The organism is Spirosoma aureum (assembly GCF_011604685.1).
Taxonomy (GTDB): Bacteria; Bacteroidota; Bacteroidia; order Cytophagales; family Spirosomataceae; genus Spirosoma; species Spirosoma aureum.
In genome coordinates, this window is the sequence record NZ_CP050063.1 from 4,195,357 (window position 1) to 4,207,532 (window position 12,176).

At 47.9% G+C, this 12,176-nt stretch carries 11 protein-coding genes and 1 tRNA gene; 7 read left to right on the forward strand and 5 right to left on the reverse strand.

Annotated elements, in window-relative coordinates; genetic code table 11:
• Nucleotide 1 precedes the first annotated feature (1 nt).
• Nucleotides 2–955, forward strand: coding sequence for an alpha/beta hydrolase (locus tag G8759_RS16560; RefSeq protein WP_167209837.1), 954 nt, complete (start codon nt 2–4; stop codon nt 953–955).
• A 34-nt stretch (nt 956–989) separates the two neighbouring features.
• Nucleotides 990–1,697, forward strand: coding sequence for an SGNH/GDSL hydrolase family protein (locus G8759_RS16565; RefSeq protein WP_167209839.1), 708 nt, complete (start codon nt 990–992; stop codon nt 1,695–1,697).
• On the opposite strand, the gene G8759_RS16570 is transcribed toward G8759_RS16565, so the two are convergent.
• Nucleotides 1,687–2,517 carry a GntR family transcriptional regulator gene (locus tag G8759_RS16570; protein WP_232074276.1) on the reverse strand — a complete coding sequence of 277 codons (831 nt, stop codon included), beginning with the start codon at nt 2,515–2,517 and terminating at the stop codon, nt 1,687–1,689. The two genes, G8759_RS16565 and G8759_RS16570, sit on opposite strands and share 11 nt — an antisense overlap.
• Nucleotides 2,518–2,797: 280 nt before the next feature.
• Between G8759_RS16570 and G8759_RS16575 the strand changes: the two genes are divergently transcribed.
• A complete protein-coding gene (locus G8759_RS16575; RefSeq protein ID WP_167209841.1) occupies nt 2,798–3,208 on the forward strand; it encodes a Dabb family protein in 411 nt (136 codons plus the stop codon).
• Between the two features lie 43 nt (nt 3,209–3,251).
• Here the strand turns inward: G8759_RS16575 and G8759_RS16580 are convergent, their stop codons facing one another.
• Nucleotides 3,252–4,721 (reverse strand): MFS transporter, encoded by a 1,470-nt coding sequence (locus G8759_RS16580; RefSeq protein ID WP_232074277.1) that lies wholly within the window; start codon nt 4,719–4,721, stop codon nt 3,252–3,254.
• A gap of 165 nt (nt 4,722–4,886) precedes the next feature.
• Here G8759_RS16580 and G8759_RS16585 point away from each other — a divergent pair, with 165 nt between their 5' ends.
• Complete coding sequence (locus G8759_RS16585; protein WP_167209844.1) at nt 4,887–6,035, forward strand: acetamidase/formamidase family protein; 1,149 nt, start codon at nt 4,887–4,889, stop codon at nt 6,033–6,035.
• Nucleotides 6,036–6,125: 90 nt separating this feature from the next.
• On the opposite strand, the gene G8759_RS16590 is transcribed toward G8759_RS16585, so the two are convergent.
• Nucleotides 6,126–6,560 (reverse strand): hypothetical protein, encoded by a 435-nt coding sequence (locus tag G8759_RS16590; RefSeq protein ID WP_232074278.1) that lies wholly within the window; start codon nt 6,558–6,560, stop codon nt 6,126–6,128.
• 104 nt (nt 6,561–6,664) lie between these two features.
• Nucleotides 6,665–7,888, reverse strand: a complete 1,224-nt coding sequence (locus tag G8759_RS16595; RefSeq protein ID WP_167219033.1) for a BaiN/RdsA family NAD(P)/FAD-dependent oxidoreductase — start codon at nt 7,886–7,888, stop codon at nt 6,665–6,667.
• A gap of 123 nt (nt 7,889–8,011) precedes the next feature.
• Between G8759_RS16595 and G8759_RS16600 the strand changes: the two genes are divergently transcribed.
• Nucleotides 8,012–9,070 carry a DNA/RNA non-specific endonuclease gene (locus tag G8759_RS16600; protein ID WP_167209846.1) on the forward strand — a complete coding sequence of 353 codons (1,059 nt, stop codon included), beginning with the start codon at nt 8,012–8,014 and terminating at the stop codon, nt 9,068–9,070.
• A gap of 39 nt (nt 9,071–9,109) precedes the next feature.
• Here the strand turns inward: G8759_RS16600 and G8759_RS16605 are convergent, their stop codons facing one another.
• Entirely contained in the window at nt 9,110–10,372 is a 1,263-nt protein-coding gene (locus G8759_RS16605) for an asparagine synthetase B (RefSeq protein WP_162385044.1), read from the reverse strand.
• 154 nt (nt 10,373–10,526) lie between these two features.
• Here G8759_RS16605 and G8759_RS16610 point away from each other — a divergent pair, with 154 nt between their 5' ends.
• Both G8759_RS16610 and G8759_RS16615 read left to right on the forward strand, forming a co-directional pair.
• Entirely contained in the window at nt 10,527–11,765 is a 1,239-nt protein-coding gene (locus tag G8759_RS16610; protein WP_167209848.1) for an ABC transporter permease, read from the forward strand.
• Between the two features lie 110 nt (nt 11,766–11,875).
• Nucleotides 11,876–11,959 (forward strand) — tRNA-Leu (locus G8759_RS16615).
• The last annotated feature ends 217 nt before the right edge of the window (nt 11,960–12,176 follow it).

Sequence of the window (12,176 nt, forward strand, 5' to 3'; positions counted from 1 at the left end):
AATGAAAAAGCAGGTTTGGTACCTTCTGTTGACCTTGTTTGGGTTCATCAATACGATTGCTTCAGAGGTTTCATGGGGGCAGTCGGGTAAGATAATTACCCAAGAACCCACCCGAATTCAGGACGTCATATATGGCCATAAGTTCGGTACTGCGCTTACAATGGATATTCTGAAACCCGCCAAACCGAATGGAATTGGTGTCATCTTCGTACTAAGTGGAGGCTGGCATTCCGACATCAGCATGATTGAAAAGCGCCGTAAGCACTTCCATTATTTTACGGATCGGGGTCAAACGGTATTTCTGGTCATTCACGGATCGGCCCCGAAATTTCAGGTAAACGAAGTCATTCAGGATGTACAACGGGCAGTACGTTTTATTCGGTTTCATGCTGCCGAATATGGCGTTAACCCAAATCGGCTGGGTATGTCAGGCATGAGTTCTGGCGGCCATATTTCTCTGTCTATCGGTACTGGCGTAGGGCGGCCTTCGCTGCCTGATTCCATGCAGAAGGATGCTTCAGCGGCCGTCGATCCGGTCGATGGAGTTTCCAGCCGAGTGCAAGCCGTTGCGTGTTTCTTCCCACCCGCCGATTTGGTTAATTTTGGAAACCCAGGACGCTTGTTTGTCGAATGCGACACGGTGCGACGATACTGGCCACAGTTTGGTGTAGAAGGAAAATCGAGGGACGAAAAATTGGTTATAATGCAGAAACTGTCACCTTATCATCAGATTTCTAACGATGATCCACCGACCCTAATTCTGCACGGGACTATAGACCCCATCATTCCTCTAGAGCAGTCAGAACGGTTTGTTGCCCAGCTAAAAAAAACAGGCGTTCCGGCTCAATTGATTATTCATCAGGGTGGTGCTCATGGTTGGGATGAGACCTGGGAGTCGGATTTAGGCGTACTGGCCGACTGGTTTGAGAAATACCTGTTGACTGAACGGAAATGATACAGCCGCTACGGCTCTAAAACTTGTCACGACAATGTTAAGAAAACTTTTTCTACTGATCTCTCTGCTAGGTTTATCGGTTCATTTGATGGCTCAACAGGCCGACTCGACCACGTATTTAGCGGATGTCAAAAAGGAACTGAACGCGGTTTGGCCCAAGAACCGGACAATCAATCTGGTGTTCCATGGGCATTCGGTACCGGCAGGTTTCTGGCACGATCACGAAGTTCATACGCTGGAATCCTATCCGAATCTGTTGCTTAAAAAGCTGAAGGATCAATATCCGTATGCCGTTATCAATGTGATTGTTACCGCCATTGGTGGCGAGAATTCCATAAAAGGGCAAACCCGATTTGAACAGGACGTACTTGTTCATAAGCCCGATGTTTTGTTTATTGATTACGCCCTGAATGACCGATTTGCCGAGATCGGTAAGGTAAAAGAAGCCTGGGTGCAAATGATTGAGACTGCGCTCGCCCGAAACATAAAAGTCGTCCTGTTAACACCTTCTCCCGACCGGCGACTAAACATTTTGGATCGGGCAAACCCGCTGGAGCCGCACGTTCAACAGATTAAACAACTAGCTGAAAAATACCACACAGGCCTGGCCGATCCGTATGCGCAATTTAAGCGAATTGCTGCTCGTGGCGACCTGATCAACTACATGTCGCACGTCAATCACCCGAACCGGGAAGGGCACGAAATTATTGCGACAGAATTGATGAAGTGGTTTACGAAGTGACCGGATTGGCAGGGCGATAATCGTATTCAGGGCTTGCGATAACGGCAAATTTGTATTTATCGCCATGGTAATACGATTGTTCGATTTCAACAACTTTGTCGCCGGTGCAGATAACGGCACTATCCAGTACAAAAACGGGTGTTGGTTTACTCAACTCAAAATTAGTTGTGTTGGGTTCCAGAATTTTCACACCTAACGTTTGTTGAACCTCGTTGATTTTCAGGTGATAATTGTTTTCGTAAACTTTAAAATAAGAGACCTCCGTTGGTATTTTATTGATCTTTGGGCAAAGAGTCAGCGAAATGTATTTGACTTCATCTTTGATGAGCAACTCATCGGCATAGCGAAGTTGATGCAGTTTTAGAACAGGCCCATCAATGATAAAATGCCGCCCATTTATCTCCGATGAAATCCCATCCTGCAACACTGTTTTCTCCAGCACTATATTCTTTGGCGTGAACCCTTCGGCAATCAGGCTGTCGTGAAAACCGCGCCGGGTGGCATAGATGGAACCGAGCGTGCGTAATAAATGATGGTCTTCCGTCCGATTGAGCACATACGTTCCCTTGCCCTTTATTCGTCGGGCCCAGCCTTTGGATTCGATGGCAAGCAGCGTTTTTCGGGCCGTTGTATTGCTTATTTTAAAGGTTTTAATGAGCTCATTTTCAGACGGAATCTGATCGCCTGGCTTTAACTCACCAGTTTTTATCTTTTCAATAATGATCTCGCTAAGCGCGATGAATTTCGCTTTATCGGTTGCCAGTAGAGCAGTTGCCCGTTTTTTTTCCATCAATTCAATAGACCGGTCAATGAACTGCAAATGCTTGAGTTGAGTATTGTTCTGTTGATCAAACAGAAGAGGGCATTCGCACGTTGGTCAGTTTGTAAATATACAATGTTCCTTCTTATGATTAAACCCGGTAACATTTATGGCTTCTGGTAAGCCGGGGAAGATTCTTGTTGTTTACTCTGGGAATAAACTGGTTATTGGCAACTTTTACGAATTAGAAAACACTCACAGTTGCTTGCTGACAATCTGTTGCTCATTTTTGCTTCTATAAGCGGACAAATACCGTTTTGATGACCAACCGGAAGCGTTTATGAACGAGCAATCACGCAGAACATTCGTTAAAAGTAGTGTCGCGGCAGGCTTAAGTGCTGCTATTCCCGCAACGAGTATGGCTGAAATGGCCCCCAAAGAACTGTTTGTTCACCATGTGCTTTTCTACCTGAAAAAGCCAGATAGCGCAGCCGACAAGGCTAAACTGCTGGAAGGGTTGAATAAACTGGCAAAATGTCCTACCATCAAACTGGTGCATATTGGTACTCCGGCCGGCACAACCCGCGATGTTATTGAGCGGAAGTACGCCTATTCCTGGCTCTGTTTTTTCGATAGCCCTGCCGATGAGGAGAGTTACCAAAAACACCCGATTCACGATGATTTTCGGAAAAATTATTCATCGCTGTGGGAAAAAGTTGTCATCTACGATTCGATTGGCCCGAAGCGATAGAAAGTCATACCGGACGATCCCTCGTTTCGAGGTCGTCCGGTTCCTAAGCAGTTGCCCCCGGCACCGTATTGCCCGAATCGATTGACGGGGATGGCAGTGGCGTAGTTCCGCGTGTAAAGGAGATAAGTGCACCCATCAATACCAGGCCTGTCATGGTGAGGTAGACGTAATGCATCCCAAGGAGTTGAGCAACGGCGCTTTCCGGTGAAACAGAATGGGCTACGCCGTATCGATTCCGGAGGCTATACCAAACAGCCGCAGCCAGTGCAATACCGACTACAAACCCTAGATTGCGCATAAAGGCAATCATACTGCTGGCAATTCCCCGCTGTGTCAGCGGTGCGGCATTGAGGGCGCTACTGCTGTTTGGCGATTGGAACAGACCAAAGCCTAAACTAACCAGTGAACTTCGCCAAACCACGTCTGTCCAGTCCCAGCTCGTGTCCAGAAACGAAAAGGCGAAATAGCCACAGGCTGTAATCAGCAAGCCCGTACTCGATAACCAGCGGGTGCTGACTCTACTCGATAAATAGCCACCCAGCGGGGCAATAATGCTGAGTGTTAAAGGCCCGGCCAGCAGTACCAGCCCTGCCCGTTCGGGATTTAGTCCAAGCAATTGCTGCAAAAAGAAGGGTATAACAAACAGGTTGGCTCCAGATGCTACAAACCCACAAAAGGCGGCCAGTATGGCGGCCGTAAAGGGTTTGATTCGGAATAGACCGAGCCGTAACATGGGTTCGCTAACCCGCATTTCCCAGAGCAGAAAAAACAGGATCAGAACTGCCCCGATTGACAGTAATGCGATGACAAGTGGATCATTCCAGCCATAGTGTGGCTCAGGGCCAAAATCCAGCCCGGTCAGTAGCGTCGTAACACCCACTAGAAAAAGGCCAGCGCCAACCAGATCAAACCGTTGTCCGGTAACTTTTGGGCTTTTTGGGAGTATTGTCCAGGCACGCCAGATGGCTAGTAAACCAATCGGAACATTCACGAAAAAAATACTCGACCAGCCAAATTTGCCAAGTAATAACCCGCCAATTACGGGTCCGGCACTGGAACCCGCAGCCACAACCGAGCCCATTAACCCCAGAGCCTGACCACGCTCGCGCGGGGCGAAAGCATCGCTGATAATGGCTGGCCCAATAGCGTAAATCATAGAGGCACCTATCCCCTGTAGCACCCGAAAAGCAACCAGCGACCAGAGGCTCCAGGCAAGTCCGCAGAACAACGAGCCTAATACAAAAACACTGAAACCGGTGATGTATAGCTGTCGTCGACCAACCCAGTCCGACAATTTGCCCATGATAAGCAACGTACTGGTTGTGGTTAGCAGGTAACAAAGAACAACCCATTCAACGCTGTCGCCAGCGGCTAATTCACGGCGAATTGTTGGTAGTGCAATATTAACAATGCTACTGTCGAGCGTCGACATGAACGTTCCGAACATAACTGTGCCCAGAATGATCCATTTGGTTGGAGCCGATGAGTCGACGGCAGAAGAGGGAGAGGTCACGGGCAATCGAAGTTCCTTTTAGGGTTTAACTGGTGGAATAGACTGGTTGTTTGGGTCAGACTCAACTAAAATTGACCATAAATCGAGGGCGAAGCTACTACTTCGCCGTTGATCGTTTATCTTGAGGGGCTCTTAATCATAGACTTCAATCAACAATACAACCCGATGAAAACATCCAGACGTAAATTTCTACACAAAACAACCCGAAACGGCTTGGCGGCCCTGTCGTTGGGTGGCATCACCACAGACGTATCCAACCTGATAGCTGGTCATGACGCGGAACCAGCTATGCCACCTCTTGAGTCTATGTTACTCAAGCCCGATCACGTGGTTCGATCGGTGCCGGAAAATATGGTTTACGGCTATTTTGGGGCCGATGTGCCGCCTGTTTATAAAGTGAAAGATGGGGATGTGGTTGAAATTCAGACCGTGAATCCGTCGGGTGTTAGCCGCACCAATCCGGAAGAATTTTATGCCAAAAATCAGTTGCCTGTCGATGCACACGCGCAGGAAGTCATTGCGATCATGAAAAATGTGAAACCCGAACCATCTGGTATTCGGGGGCATATGCTGACTGGTCCGGTCTATATCGAAGGAACCCAGCCCGGCGACAGCCTTGAAATTCGAATTCTTGACCTGACCTTTCCGGCTGGTTTTGGCGTTAACAGTGTCTGGCCGGGCGGAGGTGGCATTCCAGATGAGGTTAAAACCCGTGAGACGTTCGTTTACCGCTATGATGCCAAACGAAAAGTTGCGTTGTTAAAAGAGGGCGTTGAAATCCCACTGAAGCCGTTTATGGGTGTTATGGCCTTGTCGCCACCGTCGGAAACGGGCCGCGTTAGCTCAATTCCGCCCGGATTTTTTGGCGGCAATCTGGATATCAAGCACCTGACTAAAGGAACGACATTACATTTGCCTGTATCAGTTCCGGGTGGTTTGTTTACCACGGGCGATGGCCACGGAGCGCAGGGGAATGGCGAAGTGAGTGGCGTTGCCATTGAGACGGCAATCACGCTAACGGTTAAATTTATTGTTCACAAAGGAAAAACCCTGAAACTGCCCCGCGCCGAAACGCCAACGCATTTCATTGCCGTCGGGCTGGATAAAGATTTGAATAAAGCCATGAAAAATGCGCTTTCAGAAGCCTGTGCATTTATTCGGGATGAACTTGGCTTTACGTTCAACGAAGCGTTATCGATTGCCAGCACCGCCGTTGATTTCGAAGTAAGTCAGGTGGTCGATCAAACGCTGGGCGTCCATGCCATGATTCCCAAATCGATTTTTACGAATAAGAAATTCGCCTACTGGCAGTAGTTTAATTGACTTTCGCTCAGGGTTGTAGAGGTGTGCCACTGTTTCTAATCTTGCTACCAATAACCGTGGTACACCTCTACAACCCTCAATTTATTTACTCACAACCTGAACCACGTATGTTTTCTTCACCTGTCCATTACCCGTGTCGCTGGCTTGCTTTTCAGAAAATACAACATTTGCGGTGCCGACGGTGACGCCTTTCAGTTGAAAAATAGTGGGCTTTGACTGATTTCGTTGGAGGGTATCAACGGCAGGAGCCAGCTCGGGCCGCGATACTTCGACTACTTCCTGATTATCGGACGTACCAATTAACTGCAGAGAACTGTCGCCACGGTTGGCCAGCGAAACTTCCTTGATTTCGCCCACCTGTAACCGAATTCGCTGGCTGGTACCAGCGGTTTTAGTCGTGCTACAGGAAGTAAACCCAACCAGAAGCCCTATAAGCAGAAATTTCGGTACGATTTGGCAAAACTGTTTGGCAGTGCTTTGCAAAAAGTGAAGCCGTTGAGTGGATCTTGTTATCATACCGGCTATAACTACCTGACAGCATGAACAGTTTGAGAATTGCAGGCAACGGTATCATTCGGGTAAGAATAAAACCAAACCAAGGAGTTTTGAACGAAGGATACCTATAAACCAATATGTTTTCCCACAATATAGCCGGTTGTCCAGGCATTCTGGAAATTGAACCCGCCCGTAATGCCATCTACATCGAGGACCTCGCCCGCGAAAAACAGCCCTGATTGAGCCTTACTTTCAAGCGTTTGTGGATTCAGACTTCCGAGTGGAACGCCCCCACAGGTGACGAACTCCTCTTTAAAGGTACTTTTACCAACTACCTGAAACTGACTATTGGTTAGCCGTTCGGTCAGGCGGTTAAATAATTTGGCGGGGAGGTCGGCCCATCGCTGGCTTTCCTGGATTCCAGATTCGGTGGCTAGAGCCAGCCACAGCCGTGATGGTAATCCAAACGGATTTTGTGAGCTAACCTGTTTTCGGCCGTTCTGCTGTCTGAAATTCTGTAAGGCAGTCCGCAAATCGTTTTCTGTGAGCGTTGGAACCCAGTTTATTCGCAGGGTGAACCGGTAGTCGACTGCTGCCAAATCGCGGGCTGCCCAGGCTGAAAGCCGAAGTACGGCCGGGCCACTGAATCCCCAGTGAGTCAATAATAGAGGGCCACGTTGTTGCTGCTTCGTGCCAATCACATAAACCCCCGCATCGTGTACGGCTATGCCTGCCAATGGCAAAAGGTAACTAGTTGGTACATTGAATGTAAACAGCGATGGTACAGGTGTTATTAAGTCTTCAGTTTGTTGGGGGAACCAGTCATAAGCCGTTCGTTGTGGATAGCCGCCTGTTGCCACAAGTACACGGTCGGCGTAGAAGGTTTCGCCGGTGAGTAACTGGATTTGCCAGCCTGATTCGTGTTTCCGTAAAGAGCTTACCCCACAACTTGTACGAATCCGAATGCCCAGGTTTTGCGCCACATGGAGCAGGCAGTCGATGATTGTTTCGGAGGTGTTTGTTTCAGGAAACATACGCCCGTCAGCCTCGGTTTTTAGGCGAACACCATTCCGCTCGAACCAGCGTACGGTGTCGGCGGCATCGAATTGATTGAGCAGTGATCGCAAGGCCTTTTCGCCACGAGGATAGTGTTTCACTAATTGCCGATTGTCAAAGCAGGCATGCGTAACATTGCAACGTCCGCCACCCGAAATGCGGACTTTATTCAAAACAGTGCGGGTCTTTTCCAGAATGGTGACGGTGGCTCCCGGAAACGTTTCGAGGGCGGTAATGGCCCCAAAGAAACCGGCTGCACCTCCGCCAATAACGGTAATGGCTAACGACATAATTTTTGTAACAGCAGTTTGCAATTTGTGGTTCGCCGGCAAAACGAAACCACTAACCCATATGCACCTGACTAATTCTTGCCGACTGACAACCGGGTTATAGTCAAACTCAGTAGTTTTACAGTTATGTTTTTCAAGCCTCGATTTAATACTAAAAACTATTCACGACAGGGATTTCGACTACGGGGCAATACCCTTGGGCTTCTATTCGTGTTTTTCCTGATCGGTTTGTTTCTTCACTATGGTGGTAAAACAAAACCCGTTGTTGCATTCTGGAATGATGTCCGGGAAATTATTGGCCTGGGACGCTCGCATTCGGAAAAAGAAGGGTCTAATCCTTATAAAGCTCCGGAACCTAACCCGGACGTTGCCACGGATGACCAATCGCCTTCATCGACTGAAAGTGAAGCGAGTGATAACAACAATAGTAGCTCGTCCGAAACGAATCGGGCGTCTAAAACCGTGCGCTTCGATTTCGAAAAGCAGGTCGATTTTTTACTGCCTGTTTCTAAATCGTCGGATGCTGAACTGATCCGGCATGAGGGTTACACGTTAAGCTATCGCGACGAATACAAAGATCCGGAATGGGTAGCCTATCCGTTGCTGGACTATGAAACAACCGGTGATGCCGATCGTAAAAATGAGCAGTTCAGACCTGATCCTGAAGTCAGGAATGGAACCGCTCTGCCATCCGACTATACGCGTTCCGGTTATGATCGGGGGCATTTGGCCCCAGCTGCTGATTTTAAGTTTTCACAGCGAATGATGCGCGAAACATTCTTTATGAGCAACATCACACCCCAGGCTCCCGAGTTTAACCGGGGCATCTGGAGTGATCTTGAAAATCTGATCCGAATATGGGCCCGGCGCGACAATGGGCTTTATGTAGTGACCGGTCCAGTACTCAAGCCCGGTTTGCCGACAATCGGAAAAGCGAATGAAGTAAGCGTTCCCCAGAAATTTTACAAGGTTATTTTATACTGCAACAAGCCAGACATTCGCATGATTGGGTTTTTGCTCGATAATGAGTCCTCCAATAGTTCATTAAAGCAGTTTGTAGTTCCGGTAGACCAGATTGAGCAATTGACGGGCCTTGATTTCTTTCCTAAAATCCCGGATGACCTGGAGCGAAAACTGGAAAGTAAGGGCCGATCAGAAATGGTGGAAGAATGGTTTAGCAATTAAGCAAAAAGGCGAGCAACGGCTCGCCTTTTTGCTTAATTGCTAGGTTTTTTGCTTCTTCTTTTTCGCTGCCGGGAAGAGAATATTATTCAAAATCAGCCGATAACCCGCCGAATTGGGATGTAAATTGAGATCTGTTGGCTCTTCCCCGATTTCGTGCCGATAGTCTTCCGGGTCATGACCGCCGTAGAAGGTAAAGAACCCGCGACCGTAGGGGCTATGGATGTATCGAGCCTCGCCCGCCGAGCGATTTTCGGCCATGATGACCACTTCAGGCTTGATCAAATTTTTCTTGAATGCCGTTGTTTGTCCCATAAACCCTTTAATGACGTTCAGATGGTTCTGAGTAAGCATCGTTGGAATAGGGTCGTACTTCGCTGAGAACTGAAACAGCGTGAAATAATCATTGTGTTCGCTCAGACCCCGTTCTTCGGGCTGGTTATCAATATTCGAGAACTCGATCAGGTATGGATTGGTATACACCTGGAAGTTCCGGAAGGCAAATGTCTGACTATAATCCAGTTTGCTATTTGCATTGGGGTCTGCTGGATCGCCGTCGTAGAATGCATCGACAATGTCTGTATTTTGAGACGCCAGCGCTATATCATACGTATCGGTAGCGTTACACATGGCGAAAAGGTAGCCTCCACCAAGCACAAAATCGCGAATTTTCTGGGTAACGGCCCGCTTTAGCTGGGGTACTTTTGTAAAACCAAACTTACGTGAGATGCTTTCGGCTTCCTGCTTTTGAGCAATGTACCAGGGTTGATCCTTGAAGTGGAAAAATTTGCCGTATTGCCCCGTAAAATCTTCGTGGTGCAGGTGCAGCCAGTCATATTCAGGTAATTTGCCATTCATTACTTCCTCATCAAAAACAATGTCATAGGGAATCTCGGCGTAGGTCATGACCATCGTTACGGCATCATCCCAGGGTTGTTTCGTTTTTGGGGAATAGACCGCTACTTTGGGCGGTTTTTGCAACTTTACCGCGTCCATATTGGCATCGGCCGCAGCAATTTCTGACAGAATCTGGGCAGATTGAGCATCAGAAATAACTTCATAGCTAACGCCCCTAATCACCATTTCGTTGATAAAGGCCTGGCTTTGGGGCATCAGGAACGAACCACCACGGTAGTTGAGCAGCCAGTCTATTTCGGTATCGTGCGTTTTTAGCACCCAATACGCAATGCCATACGCTTTAAGGTGATTCTTCTGGGAGTCATCCATTGGAATCAGGATCTTAGAGGCCCATACATGACCCGTCAGTATCAAAATTAGGATAAGCGGTAACAGCAGCCGTTTCATTGGTTTCCCCGTTAAGAATGCTAATGGTAGTTTTGTGATAACGAAAGATAAGCAAATTTTGTGCAGAAAATTAATTGTGAATGAACGATTGGGACATTAAACTTATAGTCTGCCAATTGCTCAGTCACCTGTTCGTCCATTCCCTCATCGGCAAATGAATTTTATCGAAAATATTCGCGAAGGGCTGCGTTCGATTGCGGGCAATCGGCTTCGTACCATACTGACCTCGCTCATTATCGCCATCGGAATTACATCGCTGGTTGGTATTCTGACGGCTATTGATGGAATACAGAATTCCGTAGCCAGTAGTTTTGCGGGTCTGGGTGCCAACACATTTAGTATTGTTGCTCGTCAGGATGCATTTCGGCGGGGTGGGAGAGTCCAGAAACAGGATGAACCGATTGATTATCATGATGCTGTTCAATTTAAACAACGATTCCCGTATGGGGCAACCATTGCCCTCTCAACGGTAGCAGCCGGGGCCGCTCAGGCTAAGTTTGGCTCGAAAAAAACAAATCCGAATGTACAGGTAATAGGAGGAGATGGCGCATATATTCCGGTAAAAGGATTCACGCTACAGAGTGGTCGAAATTTTACAGAAAACGACCTTACTTATGCGCTTAATGTGGCCATTTTAGGAAGCGAAGTAGCCAATACCTTATTTGAGAAAAAACTAGATCCAGTCAATCAGGTCATTCGGGTAGCTGGTAACCAGTATAAAGTTGTGGGCGTGCTGGCCAAAAAAGGCGGTCTTACGGGTGGAGATGAAGACCGCATTGTGCTTATTCCATTAGATAATGCCCGAGCGATGGCCGGTACCCAACGACAAACGTTTAACATTACAGCCTCTGTACCTACGGTTGCGGATCAGGACGAAGCCGTTGGCGAAGCCCGTGGCGTGATGCGTCAAATTCGGCGAGACCAGTTAGGACAACAGGATTCGTTTGAGGTAGAGCGCGCCGATGATCTAGCTAAAGAAACCGAAAACATCACCGGGTATCTTCGCATGGGAGGATTCGGGATTGGGTTCATAACCTTACTCGGAGCTTCTATTGCCCTGCTCAATATTATGCTCGTATCTGTTACCGAACGTACTCGGGAAATTGGTATCCGGAAATCACTCGGCGCTACTCCGAAACGCATTCGTGAGCAATTCCTGATTGAAGCCATTGTTATCTGTATTCTTGGCGGTCTGGGTGGTATTGTTTTGGGACTTGGTATTGGCAATCTGATTGCCATGCTCATTAGCGGGGGCGAAGGTAGTTTCGTGGTTCCGTGGGCATGGATGGCCCTTGGCATACTAGTCTGTGTAACGGTAGGCCTGTTTGCCGGTATTTATCCGGCCGTACGGGCATCGAAACTCGACCCTATTGAAGCGCTTCGGTATGAATAAGTGCTAATAAATGAAAAATATTCGTAGCACCCTTTTGCCGTTACAGCTTTCTCCTTACTTTTGCACCCACGTTTGACAAACGCATCTCTGGAAACGGAGACGATTCTGTCGCCGGGATGGCGGAATCGGTAGACGCGATGGTCTCAAACACCATTGTCTGCAAGGACATGCCGGTTCGAGTCCGGCTCCCGGTACTATCAGAACGCCTAATTAACTGTAAGTCAGTTTGTTAGGCGTTTGCTGTTTTAGTTGGTATACGGAATCAAAAAAACCTGAATGGCACGTGAGACAAATAGGAAGGTACTGGCTAAGTGCTGGAATGGCTTTACGGCTTTTATTTTTGTCTATGTATTGTGATAGAACAATACGAGTGTAAATCGCCATCGGTTCTGTTCCTCAGAATACTACGCC